The organism is Micromonospora sp. R77 (assembly GCF_022747945.1).
GTDB lineage: Bacteria > Actinomycetota > Actinomycetes > Mycobacteriales > Micromonosporaceae > Micromonospora.
Window position 1 is genome coordinate 916,277 of record NZ_JALDST010000001.1, and the last position, 15,749, is coordinate 932,025.

Annotated in this window: 14 protein-coding genes and 3 pseudogenes; all 17 read right to left on the reverse strand. The window is 74.2% G+C overall.

The window, feature by feature from the left end; genetic code table 11:
- Positions 1-792: 792 nt before the first annotated feature.
- Positions 793-1,359: a hypothetical protein gene (locus MRQ36_RS03970; protein WP_374249901.1), complete on the reverse strand. Its 567-nt coding sequence runs from the start codon at positions 1,357-1,359 to the stop codon at positions 793-795.
- A 284-nt stretch (positions 1,360-1,643) separates the two neighbouring features.
- On the reverse strand, positions 1,644-2,588 hold the full coding sequence (locus MRQ36_RS03975) for an RluA family pseudouridine synthase (protein WP_242792897.1): 945 nt from the start codon (positions 2,586-2,588) through the stop codon (positions 1,644-1,646).
- Positions 2,585-3,205, reverse strand: coding sequence for a signal peptidase II (gene lspA / locus MRQ36_RS03980; RefSeq protein ID WP_242792899.1), 621 nt, complete (start codon positions 3,203-3,205; stop codon positions 2,585-2,587). The genes MRQ36_RS03975 and lspA overlap by 4 nt, the downstream gene beginning before the upstream one ends.
- A gap of 65 nt (positions 3,206-3,270) precedes the next feature.
- Entirely contained in the window at positions 3,271-3,690 is a 420-nt protein-coding gene (locus tag MRQ36_RS03985) for a TraR/DksA C4-type zinc finger protein (RefSeq protein WP_007463005.1), read from the reverse strand.
- A gap of 224 nt (positions 3,691-3,914) precedes the next feature.
- On the reverse strand, positions 3,915-5,417 hold the full coding sequence (locus tag MRQ36_RS03990; RefSeq protein WP_242792900.1) for a potassium/proton antiporter: 1,503 nt from the start codon (positions 5,415-5,417) through the stop codon (positions 3,915-3,917).
- A 22-nt stretch (positions 5,418-5,439) separates the two neighbouring features.
- Positions 5,440-5,739, reverse strand: a complete 300-nt coding sequence (locus tag MRQ36_RS03995; RefSeq protein WP_242792902.1) for a DUF167 domain-containing protein — start codon at positions 5,737-5,739, stop codon at positions 5,440-5,442.
- A 12-nt stretch (positions 5,740-5,751) separates the two neighbouring features.
- Positions 5,752-5,994: pseudogene (locus MRQ36_RS04000) on the reverse strand (hypothetical protein); the annotation flags it as partial.
- A gap of 171 nt (positions 5,995-6,165) precedes the next feature.
- Positions 6,166-6,543: pseudogene (locus tag MRQ36_RS34325) on the reverse strand (hypothetical protein); the annotation flags it as partial.
- Between the two features lie 71 nt (positions 6,544-6,614).
- A complete protein-coding gene (locus MRQ36_RS04005; protein ID WP_242792904.1) occupies positions 6,615-7,418 on the reverse strand; it encodes a DivIVA domain-containing protein in 804 nt (267 codons plus the stop codon).
- Positions 7,419-7,460: 42 nt separating this feature from the next.
- Positions 7,461-7,766, reverse strand: a complete 306-nt coding sequence (locus tag MRQ36_RS04010; protein ID WP_242792906.1) for a YggT family protein — start codon at positions 7,764-7,766, stop codon at positions 7,461-7,463.
- A 28-nt stretch (positions 7,767-7,794) separates the two neighbouring features.
- Positions 7,795-8,496: a cell division protein SepF gene (locus MRQ36_RS04015; protein WP_242792908.1), complete on the reverse strand. Its 702-nt coding sequence runs from the start codon at positions 8,494-8,496 to the stop codon at positions 7,795-7,797.
- Positions 8,497-8,688: 192 nt separating this feature from the next.
- Positions 8,689-9,433 (reverse strand): annotated as a pseudogene (locus MRQ36_RS04020) (YggS family pyridoxal phosphate-dependent enzyme).
- Between the two features lie 9 nt (positions 9,434-9,442).
- Positions 9,443-10,558 carry a cell division protein FtsZ gene (gene ftsZ, locus MRQ36_RS04025; RefSeq protein ID WP_242792910.1) on the reverse strand — a complete coding sequence of 372 codons (1,116 nt, stop codon included), beginning with the start codon at positions 10,556-10,558 and terminating at the stop codon, positions 9,443-9,445.
- Between the two features lie 240 nt (positions 10,559-10,798).
- Positions 10,799-11,464, reverse strand: a complete 666-nt coding sequence (locus MRQ36_RS04030; protein ID WP_242800813.1) for a cell division protein FtsQ/DivIB — start codon at positions 11,462-11,464, stop codon at positions 10,799-10,801.
- A gap of 148 nt (positions 11,465-11,612) precedes the next feature.
- On the reverse strand, positions 11,613-13,097 hold the full coding sequence (murC, locus tag MRQ36_RS04035) for a UDP-N-acetylmuramate--L-alanine ligase (protein WP_242792912.1): 1,485 nt from the start codon (positions 13,095-13,097) through the stop codon (positions 11,613-11,615).
- A gap of 31 nt (positions 13,098-13,128) precedes the next feature.
- Positions 13,129-14,235, reverse strand: coding sequence for an undecaprenyldiphospho-muramoylpentapeptide beta-N-acetylglucosaminyltransferase (gene murG / locus MRQ36_RS04040; RefSeq protein WP_242792914.1), 1,107 nt, complete (start codon positions 14,233-14,235; stop codon positions 13,129-13,131).
- On the reverse strand, positions 14,235-15,650 hold the full coding sequence (locus tag MRQ36_RS04045) for an FtsW/RodA/SpoVE family cell cycle protein (RefSeq protein ID WP_242800815.1): 1,416 nt from the start codon (positions 15,648-15,650) through the stop codon (positions 14,235-14,237). The genes murG and MRQ36_RS04045 overlap by 1 nt, the downstream gene beginning before the upstream one ends.
- Positions 15,651-15,749 lie beyond the last annotated feature (99 nt).

The window sequence follows — 15,749 nt, forward strand, 5'->3', positions numbered from 1 at the left end:
CTCGGCGCGGCTCGGGCACGGAGCGACCCACCGCCGGTTCGGCCCGGTGCGGCGGGTCCGCCCGGTACGCCGGATCGGTCCGGTACGCCGGCTCGGCGCGGGGTGCGGGCAGCGGGTCGACCCGGGAGCCGGGCTGCCGGTCGGCCCGGTAGCCGGTGTCGGTGCCGTAGGCCGGGTCGACGCCGTACCCGGGCTCGGCGCCGTACGTCGACGCGGTGCCGTAGGCCGGCTCGGCACCGTAGCTCGGCTCGGCCTGGTAGCCGGGCTCGGCCGGGTAGCCGGGCTCGGCCGGGTAGCCGGGCTCGGCGCGGCAGCCGGGTTCGAGGGTGTGACGGGTCGAGCCGGTAGGCGGGCTCGACCCGGTAGCTCGCCTCCACCCGGTAGGCGGCCTGCGTCGTACGTCAGGTCGGCGGGACGGGCGGTCGCGGACGCGCGGCCGGACCACGCCGTGCCGCCGCCGCGTCGAGGCAGCGGCTCGACGGCCGCGCTCTCCTCGGCGCGGTGGTCCGCCTCGGCCTGCTCCGCGCTCCGGCCACCGAGCCGGGCCTGGTCGAGCAGCGCCCGCCACCGCGGTGCCGGCTCAGCCTGCCGACCCCAGCCGGTTTCGCTGCCATCCAAGGCTCGCCCTCCCAGACCCATCGATATCCGCCTGACAGGCTACGAACGAAACCCTATTCGGACCACACCCGTCTGCGCACATCCGTAGGTGGCCATCTTCACCGCCGTACCGGAGTTTTTTCCGTCCCGCCCACGTCCGGCGAGGTCGGCGCGGGTGCGCCGGACGATACGCCGTCACCCGGGCGCGGTGAGGAACCGCTCACCGAGGGTGCGGCTTCCGACGAATCGCCCACCGGCGGCGGGGTGGTCAGGTCGTCGTCGGCGGGTGGGCGGGCCACGTCCCGCTGCTCCGGCAGCGGCGGGGTGAGCACCGTCCGGTCCAGGCGCACCAGCTCCGGCCGGGTCGACGGCCCGCACGTCGAGCCGCGCCGCCAGGGCCCGCAGCCGCGCCGCCGGGCCCCGGACCAGCGCCGCATAGACGCAGGCGCAGGCCGTCCGGTAGGCCGCCGCCTCGGCGGCGGAGACCTGCGCGCCGCTGGCGTACACCCGGCGCAGGTCCGGGTCCGCGGCGGCGGCCGGGGCGGCGGCGCGGGCCCGGTAGTCGGCGGCCTCCCGGTCCTTGCGGTCGGCGACCTGCGCCATTCCCGCGACCACGTCGCCGGGGAGCCGCAGCGCCGCGATCCGGACGAGCTCGGTCTGCCGGCCGGGCAGTGGCACCCGGGCGACGACCGCCGAGACCGGCAGTCCGTCGAGCGCCACGGCCGTCTGCTGCGGGGTGAGGTAGGTCGAGAAGGAGACCAACGCGTACCACCCGGCTGGCCGGCGGTGACGGACCGGCCAGTGCGGCCAGCTCGACGGCGGCGGCGTCCAGGTAGTCGGGGATCGGGTCGCCGGCGGCCACCCCCACCCGGGTGACCTCGCCGACGGTCCGGTCGACCGCCGGCCCGCGCCGCCCGGTCCACGCGGCGGCGAGCAGGACCGCCGCCGCGCAGAGCAGGGCGACCCAGGTCAGCGTGGCCGACCGGGACCGGCCGGGGCGCGCCGGCTCGTCGGTGGACACGGCGTCTCCTGCTCGTCGCTCGCGGTCAGTCGCGGAGGATCTCCAGCGCGCGGGCCAGGTCCTCCGGGTAGTCGCTGACGAAGGTGACCTGATCGCCGGTACGCGGGTGCGCGAAGCTCAGTGACCGGGCGTGCAGCCACTGCCGGCTCAGCCCGAGCCGCGCCGACAGGGTCGGGTCGGCGCCGTAGGTCAGGTCGCCGACGCACGGGTGGCGCAGGGTCGAGAAGTGCACCCGGATCTGGTGGGTACGCCCCGTCTCCAGCCGCACGTCGAGCAGGCTCGCCGAGCGGAACGCCTCGAGCGTGTCGTAGTGGGTGATGCTCGGCTTGCCGCCGGTGACCACCGCCCAGCGGTAGTCGTGGTGCGGGTGCCGGTCGATCGGCGCGTCGATGGTGCCGCGCAGCGGGTCGGGGTGGCCCTGCACCACCGCGTGGTAGCGCTTCTCCACCTCGCGGTACTTGAAGGCCCGCTTCAGCGCGGTGTACGCCTGCTCGCTCTTGGCCACCGCCATGATCCCGGTGGTGCCGACGTCGAGCCGGTGCACCACGCCCTGCCGCTCGGCGGCGCCGCTGGTGGAGATCCGGTGGCCGATGGCGGCCAGCGCGCCGATCACGGTCGGGCCGGTCCAGCCGGGGCTGGGGTGCGCGGCCACGCCGACCGGCTTGTCCACCACCACGATGTCGTCGTCGGCATAGACCACGTTCAGGCCGGGCACCGCCTGCGGCACCACGGTCGGCGGGGCGACCGGGGCGGGCAGGGTCACCTCCAGCCAGGAGCCGGCCTTCACCTTGTACGAGTTGGCCCGCGCGATCCCGTCGACCAGCGCGTCACCGGCGTCGACCAGGGTCGCCGCGGCGGTGCGGGAGAGCCCGAAGAGCCGGGACACGGCCTGGTCCAGCCGCATGCCGTCGAGGCCGTCCGGGACGGGCAGGGAACGCTGGTCGCCGCCCGCGGCGAAGGCGGCCGTCATGCCCGCCCCCGCTGCTCGCTGCCGGCGGCGGCGTCGGTGCTGTCCGGCGTGCCGTCGGGCGCGGCGCCGGCCCGGCGGCCGTCGCGCTGCCGGCCGGTCAGCTCCAGGATCACGGCCAGGGTGACCCCGCAGACCAGGGCGCTGTCGGCCAGGTTGAACACCGGCCACACCTGCCCGTACGGGTCGAAGAGGCTGATCATGTCGACCACGTGGCCGACGAAGTGGCCGGGCGCGCGGAAGATCCGGTCGGTGAGGTTGCCGAGCGCCCCGCCCAGCACCAGGCCCAGTGAGACCGCCCAGGGCACCGAGCGCAGCCGCAGCGCCATCCAACCGATCCAGCCGATCACGCCGATGGTGATCAGCGGGAAGATCCAGGTGTGGCCGGAGCCGATGCTCCACGCCGCGCCGCTGTTGCGGGTGAGCGTGAGATAGACGGTGCCGCCGAGCAGCGACACCGGACCCCGACCGGTCAGGGACGACAGCGCGAGCTGCTTGGTGCCCAGGTCGGCCAGGAGGGCGACCAGGGCGACGCCGAGGAGGACCCCGACCGCGGTACGCCGGGGCGTGCCGCCACCCGGCTCAGCGGTGCCGGATCCGGCGGGCGGTGCTGCGGTCATCTGCTCCCCATCGACGCTCTCGGCGGTGATCTGTCACCGTCTGGACGAGCCGCCGGGGAGCGGGCTCAGCGCCGCTCCTCCAGCTGCTTGCAGGTCACGCAGAGGGTGGCCGACGGGAAGGCGGCGAGCCGCTCCACCGGGATGGGGTTGCCGCACCGCTCGCACCAGCCGTAACCACCCTCGTCGAGCCGCTCCAGGGCGCGCTCGACCTGCGTGATCCGTTCCAGGATGCTGTTGGCGAGTGAGATCTCCTGCTCGCGCTCGAACGTCTTGGTGCCCGTGTCGGCCTGGTCGTCCCCGGCCGAGTCGGTCAGCCGGTCACGCTGCAGCTCGGTGATCTCGCTCAGCGTCTGATCGTACTCGGCGCGCAACTCGTCGCGCCGGGCCGCCAGCGCCGCCCGGATCTTCTCGGTCTCCGCCGCGCTGCGGGTGGCCTTCGCCACCGGCTTGCGGCCGGCGGTCCTGGTGTCGGCTGGCTTCGCCATCGTCAGCTCCCTCGGCCGCGAGTTCCGCGGCGATCGGCGTGCCTGGGCAGGGACCGCCGGCACGGCGTCCCCCATGTACGGAACGGGCGCACGCCGATCACGGCCGTGCACTCCGGAGGGTGGCAAGAATACGGAACGTACAGGCGTCCGACAATGTGCCGCACCGTAGCACCGTGCTTCCACCCCGAACAGCCACCAATCGGGGCAAAGGGAACGCTAGCAGATCATTCGTCCCGATCTTCGCCGTACTCGCCAAACCAGCGGGCCAGCCGGCCCCGCCGGCTCACCGCCCGCAACCGCCGCTCCGCCTCGTCGCGTACCTCCGCGGTGGCCACGATCAGCAGGCTGTCGCCGACCTTCAGCCGGGTGTCCGGCCCGGGCACGAAACCCGTCCCGTCCCGCAGGACGAGGGTCACCGAGGCGCCCACCGGCAGCCGCAACTCGTCCACGTGCACCCCGCCGAGCCGGGAGCCCGGCGGCACCTCCAGCTGGAGCAGGTCCGCCCGCATCCGCTCCAGCGGGGCGGTCTCCACCCGGATCTCGGCCGCCTCGGCCGGTGCGGTCACCCCCAGCCGCCGGGCCACCGGAGCGAGCGTGCCCGCCTGGAGCAGGGTGAAGATCACCACGAGTACGAAGACCGCGTCGAAGAGCCCCTCCGCACCGGCCACCCGCTGCGACAGCGGGATGGTGGCCAGCACGATCGGCACCGCCCCGCGCAGCCCGGCCCAGGACAGGAAGGCCTGCTCGCGCAGGGCGAACCGGAACGGCAGGGCGGAGACCGCCACCGACAGCGGTCGGGCGGCCAGCACCAGGGCCAGCCCGGCGACCACCGCGGGGAGCACCGCGGTGGGCAGCCGGCCCGGTGCGGCCAGCAGCCCGAGCAGCACGAAGAGGCCGATCTGGGCCAGCCAGGCCAGCCCGTCGGCGAAGCCGAGGATCGCCTGCCGGTGCGGCAGCCGGGCGTTGCCGAGCAGCACCCCGGCGACATAGACGGCGAGGAAGCCCGAGGCGTGCAGCACCGCCCCGGCCGCGTACGCCAGCACGGTGAAGCCGACCACCGCGATCGGATAGAGCCCCGCCGAGGGCAACGCCGCCCGGCGCAGCGCGTACCGGCCGGCGATGCCGGCGGCCACCCCGACGGCGGCCCCGACGCCCAGCTCGTAGCCGACCAGGGGGATCTCGTACCACCAGGGATGGGTGGCCGCGCCGGAGCGGGACAGCAGCACCACCACGATGACCACCGGGGCGTCGTTCATCCCCGACTCGGCCTCCAGGGTGGCCACCAGGCGGGGCGGCAGGCGCAGCCGTCGCAGGGTGGCGAAGACGGCCGCCGCGTCGGTGGAGGAGAGCACCGCGCCATAGAGCAGCGCCAGCCGCCAGTCCAGCCCCAGCAGCAGGTGCACCGCCAGGCCGACCACCAGGATGCTCACCACCACGCCGGCCGTGGAGAGCGCGGCGGCCAGCCCGAGCACCGGGCGCAGCGTGCTCCACCGGGCGCTCAGACCCCCCTCCGCGATGATCACGATGAGCGCGCAGAACCCCAGCATCCGGGTCAGCTCGACGTCGTCGAAGCGGATGCCCAGCCCGGCCTCGCCGATCGCCACCCCGAGGGCGAGATAGACCAGGAGACTCGGGACGCCGAGCCGGGTGGAGAAGCGCACCGCGCCGACCGCCACCAGCAGGACCGCCGCGCCGAGCAGCAGCGCCAGATCCAGGCCCGGGGTCATCCGCGGCCGGCCCGGTCAGGGTTCACGCGGCCGATCCGTCGCGCAGCCGGCGCAGCACGTCGGGCAGCTCCGCGGCGGCGCGCTCGACCAGGAAGAGCTTGTCCCGGCTGGCCGCGCCGGCCCGCAGCGACACCGCCGCCGGCCGGACGCCCAGCGCGTCGGCGAGGGCCCGGCGGGCCGCCTCGGTGGCCCGGCCGTCGACCGCCGGGGCGTGCACGGCGATGACCAGCGCCGGACCGTGCGGGCCGTCGAAGCGACCACCGACCCGGGCCCGGGCGGCACCCGGCTTCACCCGTACGGCGACGGTGAGCGTGTCGTCCATCCGCGCCGCTGCTCAGTTCGGACGCGCGTCGGCGAGCAGGGCGGTGTCCGGGGCGCAGTGGCCGCACGGCGTGAAGCCCAGCTCCACCGCCTCGGCGACGGGCAGCGCCTCGTCGTCGCGCCCGACCAGGTGCGGGCAGCCGGCCAGGTGGTAGCGGGCCCGCCCGTCGACCACCCGCACCTCGGCGTGCAGCCGGGCCACCCGGGCCGCGTCGGCCGGCGGCACCCGCTGGACGGGCGGCTCGCCATCGAACGGGTCGGCCCCGGACCGGTCGCCGTCGAACCGGTCATCGTCGAACCGGTCGCCGTCGAACCGGTCATCGTCGAACCGGTCGCCGTCGAACCGGTCACGGTCGAACCGGTCACCGTCGAACCGGTCGCCGTCGAACCGGCCGGCGGTGAACGGGTCGGTGGGAAACGCCTCGGCGGCGAACGGGGCACGCGGGACCGGCGGGGCGTAGGGGTCGGTGGCCGACGGACCGGGTGGTTGCCGCCACCCGGTCTCGTCGGAGTGGACCGTCGGAGGAACGTGCTGGACCGGGAACTCCGGCTCCACGAGCGGTGGCCCGTACGCGGACCGGCCACCGGACGGGAAACCCGTGCGGGACCGGCCACCGGGCTCGGTGACCCGTTCCGTCGCCGCCGCCCGTGCGGCGGCGGCCTGGCGGGCACCGACGACGAGGGCGACGGCGGCCAGCAGGCTCGCCGCGAGAGAGGTGATCAGCAGGGGGCTGGAGCCACCGACCAGCCCCGTCACCAGGAGCACGACGGCGACGAGGATGAGCAGAATGCTGGCGACTATCACGGCTCACCCCCGCCGCGTCGGTTCAGATGGCGCGGCCGGCGGCCGTCCGCAGGGACGACCGCCAACCGCGATCAGCGACCGGACTCGAGCGAGCCCGAGCGACCGCCGCCGTACGAGCCGGCGAGGCTGGCCGCGGCGAGGCCGTTGCTGCCACCGGCGGCACGGGTGCCCTCGGCGCGGTTGACCTCGGCCTCCAGGCCCTGGGCCCGGCCGTCGAGGTCACGCAGCTGGCTCTCCAGGTAGGCCTTGAGCCGGGTGCGGTACTCCCGCTCGAACTGCTTGAGCTCCTCGATGTGCTTCTGCAGCGCGGTGCGCTTGGCGTCCAGGCCGCCCATGGCCTCCTGGTGCCGCTGGCGAGCGTCGCGCTCCAGCGCGTCGGCCTTGGCGCGGGCCTCGCGGGTGACCTCCTCGGCCTTGGTGCGGGCCTCGGAGAGCAGCTGGTCGGCCTCGCGACGGGCGTCGGAGACGTGGTCGTCGGCGGTGCGCTGGGCCATCATGAGCACCCGCAGCGCCTGCTGCTCGCCGTCCCCACCGGTGGCCGGGCCACCCTGGGAACGGACCTGCTCCAGCTCGGCCTGCATCGCCCGGGCGGCCTGCTCGGCGGCCGCCTTGTCGCGCTGCACCCGGTCCAGCTGGGCCTTGACGTCGTTGAGCTCCGCCGCGAGACGGGCGTCGCCGCCGGGGCCGGCGGGAGCGCCACCCCGACCGCCGCGCTCCACCTGGGCGCGCAGCTCGTTGTTCTCCTCGATCAGACGGGCAAGCTCGCGCTCGACCTCGTCCAGGAAGGCGTCGACCTCCTCCTCGTCATACCCCCGCTTGCCGATCGGCGGCTTTTTGAAGGCGACGTTATGGACGTCAGCCGGGGTCAGCGGCATCGAAACTCCTCGGGTCAGTTGCGGCCGCGCAGGTGCCGGTCATCAGGAGAACCTGAAGATCAGCGGCTCTAACACAAACCTCATCAGCACGAACAGGATAACCAGGAGCACAAGGGAGGCCAGGTCGACGCTCACGGTACCAATTCGCAGTGGTGGGATCACACGCCTCAACGTCTTGAGAGGCGGATCAGTGACGCTCCACACGGATTCCAGTCCCGCTGACGCTCCTCGGCCCGGCTGCCAGCGGCGACCGTACTGCAGGACGGCGCTGAGGACAAACCGGGCGAGCAGGGCAATCAGGAAGAGATAGACGATCAGGTACAGCACTTGGAACACGATCGACAACACGGCAGGCGACGTCCCTCGGTCGGGCGGACTAGCTCAGGCTGAAAAAGCCACCCTCAGCGATCTTGGCCTTGTCCTCCGCGGTGACCTGGACATTGGCCGGCGAGAGCAGGAACACCCGGTTGGTCACGCGCTCGATCGTACCGCGCAGGCCGAACGCGAGCCCGGCGGCGAAGTCGACCAGTCGCCGGGCGTCGGCCTCGTCCATCTCGGTGAGGTTGATGATCACCGGCACGCCGTCGCGGAAGTGCTCCCCGATGGTCCGGGCCTCGCGGTAGGTGGTCGGGTGCAGCGTGGTGATCTGGTAGCGCTGCTCGTCCTCCGCGGGCGCCGACCGCTCCCGCGGCGGGGCCTGCGGCGCCAGGGCGAGGTTGTCCCGGGTGTGGTAGGTCAGCGCACCGGAGGTCTCCCCCGCGCCGGTCCGGGTGATCGACCGTACGCTCGCCCGCTCCGAGCGCTCGGCGCGCTCCGCCCGCTCGACGTCCCGGTCGGCCTCGGCCGCCCGGCCGGTGGCCCGCTCGGACAGGCGACCGCGGTCACCGACCCGGGACCGTGGCGCCGGCGGCTCCTCGGTCTCGTCGTCGTCCTCGTCGGCGAACTCCTCGGCGTACCGGCTCGACCGGTACCGCGACTCGCGGTAAGCCGGCTTGTCGTAGCCACCGTCCTCGTAGGCCCGCTCGTCGTCCTCTTCGACCAGACCGAGCCAGACCCCCGCCTTGCGCAGTGCACCCATCCCGCGCCCTTCCGTCCGCCGTGCGGCACGCGCCCCCGTGCCGTGTCGCTTGATCACTAATGGACACGGTGCCCATCGGACCGGGACGGCAATCCCTTCGGCGCGCGATTCGCGGTCCGCTCGCCGTGGCCCCCGACACCGGGACGCCGTTCCTGAACGACACAGATGTAATTTGCTTCTTCCGCGGCCAGGCTACCGCAGCGTGGGACGCATTCCGAGCAACGCGCTGCCGACGCGGACATGTGTCGCGCCGTACCCGATCGCGGCCTCCAGGTCGCCGCTCATCCCGGCGGAGAGCGCGGTGGCGTCGGGATGGTCCGCCCGGAACCGGGCCGCCACCTCGGCCAGCCGGGCGAAGGCCCGCTCCGGTTCCCAGCCCAACGGGGCCACCGCCATCAACCCGCCCAGCCGCAGCGCCCCGCGCCGGCCACCGCCGCCGCCACCGCGCCGAGCCCCGGTCGGGGTCGGCGGAGTCCGGCAGGGCGCCGCCCCTGGCCGGGTCGCTGTCGATGCTGACCTGCACCAGCACGTCCAGCGGCCGGTCCCGGCCGGCCGCCGCGGCGGCGTCGAGCGCCCCGGCGAGCCGCACGCTGTCGACCGACTGGACCACGTCGGCGTAACGCACCACCGAGCGGCACTTGTTGCGCTGCAACTGGCCGATGAAGTGCCAGCGCGGGGTCATCCCGGCCGCGGCCACCTCGGCGGCCTTCGGGGCCGCCTCCTGGTCGCGGTTCTCCCCCACGTCGGCGACGCCGAGCCCGGCCAGGGCGACGACGTCACCGGCCGGGTACGTCTTGGTGACCGCGATCATGGTGACCTCGGCCTCGTCCCGGCCGGCGGCGGTGCAGGCGTCGGCGATCCGGGCCCGCACCCGGGCCAGCCCGTCGGCCAGCTCGGCGCGCCGGTCGGGCCGGACCGTGGCTGCGGTGTCGGACATCGGCGGCGCTCAGGATCCGTTCTTGAGGAAGTCCGGCACGTCGACGTCGTCGAAGAGCACCCGGCGCGGCGACTGCTGCGGCGCCGGCATGGTGGCCGGCGGGGTGACCGGGGTGCTCGGCTGCGCCGGCTGGTTCTGGTTGGACTTGCGGGTCGGCTCGGCCGCCTTGTAGGCCGGCGTGCCGCCGTCGAAGCCCGCCGCGATCACCGTCACCCGCACCTCGTCGCCGAGCGCGTCGTCGATGACCGCGCCGAAGATGATGTTCGCGTCCGGGTGGGCCGCGTCGGTGACCAGCTGGGCCGCGTCGTTGATCTCGAACAGGCCCAGGTCGGAGCCGCCGGCGATGGAGAGCAGCACGCCGCGCGCGCCGTCCATGCTCTGCTCCAGCAGCGGGCTGGAGATGGCCGCCTCGGCCGCCTCGACCGCGCGGTTCTCGCCCCGGGCGCTGCCGATGCCCATCAGCGCGCTGCCCGCGCCGCTCATCACGCTCTTCACGTCGGCGAAGTCCAGGTTGATCAGACCCGGGGTGGTGATCAGGTCGGTGATGCCCTGGACACCGGAGAGGAGCACCTGGTCCGCGGTGCGGAAGGCGTCCATCATGGAAATGTTGCGGTCACCGAGCGCCAGCAGCCGGTCGTTCGGGATCACGATCAGCGTGTCGCACTGGTTGCGCAGCTCGTCTATGCCGGACTCGGCCTGCACCTGGCGGCGCTTGCCCTCGAAGGAGAACGGCCGGGTGACCACGCCGATGGTGAGCGCGCCGAGCTTACGGGCGATGTTCGCCACCACGGGCGCGCCACCGGTGCCGGTGCCGCCGCCCTCGCCGCAGGTGACGAAGACCATGTCGGCGCCCTTGAGCACCTCCTCGATCTCGTCGCGGTGGTCCTCGGCGGCGTTCTTGCCGACGTCCGGGTTGGCGCCGGCGCCGAGGCCCCGGGTCAGCTCCCGCCCGACGTCGAGCTTCACGTCGGCGTCGCTCATCAGCAGCGCCTGCGCGTCGGTGTTGATCGCGATGAACTCGACGCCCTTGAGCCCAACCTCGATCATCCGGTTGACGGCGTTGACGCCGCCACCCCCGATGCCGACGACCTTGATGACCGCCAGGTAGTTGTGCGGAGGTGTCATCTCCGGTCCTTTCCCTTCGAGATTGGCATGGGCCGACCCCACACGGCTTGGCCAGACCAGCGGTCGACACGTTTCCAGCGAGGTTACGGGCGGAAACCCTAACCCTCTACTAGAGGCTTACAGTTATGTCAACCACTGATCCTCTTCGGGGCAACGTAAGCGCCTCCACGCCGAGAGCCAAGGACCCTTTCGGCGTGTCGCCCCGTGGAGCGGGCCGGGTCACCTCCGCTGAGCGGTCGGTCACTGGAAGGTGACCACGTCCGGGGCGCTCACGTCGATCCGGTCGGCCCGGCGACCGAGCAGCGCGGTGGCCACCCGGGACTTCTCCGCACCCCGGGTGGCGTCCCCCCAGACGATCTCCCGGTCACCGCGCAGCCGGAGCGTGATCCGGGCCAGCCCGGCCACGTCCACCGCCACCAGCTGGGCGCGCAGCTGCGGGGTGAGCGCGGCGAGCACCGTCAGCCCGGCCCGGGTGCCCGGATCGTCCGGCCCGGGGCGGCCCACCCGGATCACCGGCAGGGCGTCCGGCACCCGGTCCAGGGTCCGGAAGACCACCCCCGACCGGTCGACGACGGCGTACCGCTCGCCCTGCGGGACCGCCGCCACGGCGGTCCGCTCCACCACCCGGATCACCAGGGCGCTCGGCCAGTCCCGGGACACCGAGGCGTGCTCCACCGCCGGCAGGGCGCCGATCCGCCGCGCGGTGGCGGCCAGGTCCACCCGGGCCAGCGGCGCGTCGTCGGGCACCGCCGCCGCGTCGCGGACCTCCACCTCGGTGACCAGCTCCGCGCCGACCACCCGGACCTCCCGCACCCCGAACAGGCCGGTGCCCAGCACCGTCCAGGCGACCAGCCCGGCCAGCGCCAGCACCCCGGCGGCCACCGCCCAGGGCAGGGCCGCACGCATCCGCCGCTGCCGCGCCCGGGCCATGAACCGCCGGGTCGACGGCGGCACCGCGTCGGTGTTCGCCCGGACCAGCTGCCAGCGGCGTACCGGTTCGCGCCGGCCGCGCCGCCGTCCGCGCCCGGGGTACGGCCGCGCGCCGGACCGGGGCTCATCCGGCCGCGGTCGCCGCGCCGTCCGGGCCCACGGCGGTGCCCAGGGCCGGCACCCCGGCACCGGTACGGGCCAGCAGGGCGTCGAGCAGCTGGTCACCCATCAGCGAGATCGGCGGGGCGCCCATGGTGACCACCACGTCGCCCGGTCGGGCCCGCCGGGCCACCTCGACCGGCGCCGCCTCCCAGGAGTCCACGAAGACCTTGCGGTCGGCCGGCAGCGGCACCGCCGCCAGCAGCGCGGCCGACCCCTCGCCCGGCTGGCGCAGCTCGCCCGGTCCGAAGACCTCCAGCAGCACCAGCTCGTCGGCGATGCCGAGCGCCGCGGCGATCTCCGCCTGGAGGTCCCGGGTGCGGTACAGCCGGTACGGCTGGAAGACCACGATCAACCGGCCCTCGCCGGCCACCTCGCGGAGCGTCTGCAGGGCCAGGGTCATCGAGGTGGGGTGGTACGCGTACTCGTCGTAGACCAGCACGTCGTCCGCGACGCCCTTACGCTCGAAGCGCCGCCGTACGCCGGGGAACGCGGCCAGCGCGGCCTCCGCCGCCTCCACCGGCAGGCCCAGCAGGTAGGCGGTGAGCACCGCCGAGGCGCTGTTGAGGCCCATGTGCCGCCCCGGCACCGGCAGCCGGATCTCGCCCAGCGACCGGCCGTCGATCTCGGCCAGGTAGCGCACCCCACGCGCCGAGGAGGCCATCTCGCTCAGCCGCAGGTCGGCGTCGGGCGCCTCGCCGTACGTCCAGACCCGGCGCCCCTCGGCCCGCAGCGTCTCGGCCAGCCGCCGCCCGCCCGCGTCGTCGGCGCAGGTGATGATGAACCCCTCCGGGTCGGTGAGCCGGGCGAACTCGGCGAAGGCCGCCTCAAGGTTCGCCAGGTCGCCGTAGGTGTTGAGGTGGTCCGCCTCGATGTTCGTGACGATCGAGACGTACGGGCGGTAGATGAGGAAGGACCGGTCGCTCTCGTCCGCCTCGACCACGAAGTGCTCGCCGGTGCCGTGGTGCGCGCCCGAGCCCACCTCGGAGATCTCCCCGCCGATCACGAAGGACGGGTCGACGCCGGCCTGCTGGAGCACCATGGTGACCATCGAGGTGGTGGTGGTCTTGCCGTGGGTGCCGGCGACCGCCACGGTGCGCCGGCCGGTCATCGCCGCGGCGAGGGCCTCGGAGCGGTGCAGCACCCGCAGGCCGCGCCGGCGCGCCTCCACCATCTCCAGGTGGTCCTGCGGGATCGCCGAGGAATAGACCACGGTGTCCACCCCGTCGAGGTTGCTCGCCTCGTGGCTCATGTGGACGGTGCCGCCGAGCGCCCGCAGGCCGGCCAGGGACGGCCACTCCCGCAGCTCGCTGCCGGAGACCGGCAGCCCCCGGGTGAGGAAGAGCCGGGCCAGGCCGCTCATGCCGACCCCGCCCACCCCGATCAGGTGGATCCGGCCCAGGTCCTCCGCGGTCATCGTGCCGGCGGGGGTGAACTGCGCGGTGTTCATGACAGGTACCTTCCGGTCGCGACGGCGCGCATCAGCGGGCCACCGCCTCATAGACGAACTGCAGCAGGGCCTCGTCGCCGTCCCGCCGCCCGTACGCGGCTGCGGCGGCGCCCATCGCGCCGAGCCGGTGCGGGTCCCGGATCAGCGGGATCACCGTCCGCTCCAGCCAGGCCGGGGTCAGCTCGGCGTCGTCGACGAGCACCCCGCCCCCGGCCTCCACCACGGGCAGCGCGTTGCGCTTCTGCTCCTGGTTGCTGTGCGGGTAGGGGACGTAGATGGTGGGCAGCCCGATCGCCGCCACCTCCGCGCAGGTCATCGCCCCGCCCCGGGCCAGCATCAGGTCGGCGGCGGCGTAGCCCAGCTCCATCTCGGACAGGTAGGGCAGCGCCACGTAGGGCACCGGCAGGTCGGTGGGGACCGGCACCGGCTCGTTGCGCGCACCCATCACGTGCAGCACCTGCACGCCGTTGCGGGCCAGCTCCTTGGCCGCGCCGGAGACCGCCAGGTTGATCGAGCGGGCGCCCTGCGAGCCGCCGGCCACGAAGAGCACCGGCAGGTCGGGGCGGAGCCCGAAGTGGGCCCGGGCGGCGTTGCGCATGGCGTTGCGGTCCAGGCCGGAGATGCCCCGGCGCAGCGGCACCCCGACCACCCGGGCGTCGCGCAGCGCCTCGGCCTGGGCCGGCTGGTGCGGGAAGCCGACCGCGACGTTCTTCGTGAACTTCATCCCCATCCGGTTCGCCACGCCCGGGGGCACGTTCACCTCGTGGATGACGATCGGCAGCTCACGCCGCCAGGCGGCCAGGTAGCCGGGGACGGAGACGTACCCGCCGAAGCCGACCACGACGTCGGCGGCGACCTCGTCGATCACCTTGCCCGCCGCGCGGGCCGCCTTGTACATCCGGTCCGGGGTGCGGACCAGGCTCATGTTCACCGAGCGGGGCAGCTGGTAGGCCGGGATCTGCCGCAGGTCGTAGCCGGCCGGCGGGATCAGCTCGTTCTCCAGGCCCTTCGGGGTGCCGAGGCAGGTGATCCGGACGCCCGGGTCGTGTCGGCGCAGGCAGTCGGCGAAGGCGAGCAGCGGGTAGATGTGGCCACCCGTGCCCCCTCCGCAGAGCACCACCGAACGCAGCGGACCCATCAGCGTCTCCTCTCGCTCGCCGCGCCGGACCGCGCCCGGCCGGGCCGAAGCTGCGGGCCGCGGCCTGGTCGTCGGACCGCCGCGCGCCGGGACCGGGGTACGGACCCACGGTCCGCCGGAGGCGTCGCCGGTCGGCGGCGCCGGCCGGGAAGCGGCGGCAACGGGGCCCACACTAGTCGGACCCACCGGGCCGGTGGACGGGCATGCAGGGCTCGGGCCGCGTCGGGCTCGGCGCGGGCGAAGGAGGCGAGCATGCCGATCGCCGCGAGGGTCACCACCAGGGCGCTGCCGCCGTCGGAGATGAACGGCAGCGGCACGCCGGTCAGCGGCAGCAGGCCGGTGACCCCACCGATGTTGATCACGGCCTGGCCGACCAGCCAGGCGGTGACGCCGGCCGCGGCGAGCCGGCGGAACGGGTCCTCCACCCGCCGGGCGATCCGCAACCCGGTGTACGCCAGCACGGCGAACAGCACGATCACCACCGTGCAGCCCACCACGCCCAACTCCTCGGCGATCACCGCGAAGATGAAGTCGTTGTGCGCCTCGGGCAGCCAGCCGAACTTGAAGCTGCTCTTGCCCAGCCCGACGCCGAACCAGCCGCCCTGCTCGACCGCGTAGCGGGCCTGGACGAGCTGGTAGCAGCCCGGGATCTGCTCGCTGAAGCAGGTCTTCGGGTCGGGCGGGTCGAGGAACACGGTGAGCCGGCCCAGCCGGTAGTTGTCCGCGTCCCGCGAGCCGGAGCCGGCACCGAGCGAGGCGGCGGCGACCAGCAGGCCGACCCCGGCCAGGCCGACCGCGGAGAGCGCGGCGAAGACCTGGAGCCGGACGCCGGCCGCCCAGAGCATCCCGACCACCAGCGCCAGCAGGCAGAGCATGCTGCCCAGGTCGTTGTAGCCGACCAGCACGAAGAGCAGGCCGACCACCGGGAAGAGCGGGGTGGCCAACTCCTTCCACCAGCCCAGCGCGGCGCCCTTGCGGGCCAGCACGTGCGCGCCCCACAGCACCAGCGCGAACTTGGCCACCTCGACCGGCTGCACCGAGACCGGGCCGAGATAGAGCCAGAGCAGCTTGGCCCGGAGCGGACCGATGGACTCGACCCCGAACAGCGCGTTCAGCGCGACCAGCAGGTTGAGCAGCAGCAGCAGCGCCACCGCCGCCCCGAGCACCGGCCGGCTCAGCGACCGGAAGCTGCGTACGGGCAGCCGCTGGCAGGCCCAGAACGCCAGGATGCCGATCACCGCGAAGATGGTCTGCTTCACCAGGGACGCGGTGGCGTCCCCCTCCTCGGCGAAGTCCTTCACGCTGGTCGCCGAGAAGACCATGGTCAGGCCGATCAGCAGCAGCAGGCCCGCGCTGGAGAGCAGCAGGTAGTAGGAGGCGAGCGGGCGGGCCAGCAGGCCGCGCAGTGCCGCCAGCCCGCCGGCCGCGTCCAGCCCGAGCGGCACTCCGGGCGGGTCGGCCGTCCGGGTCGCCGCGGGTGGTCGTCTGGCCGGTGTGTCGCTGGTGACCTCGAT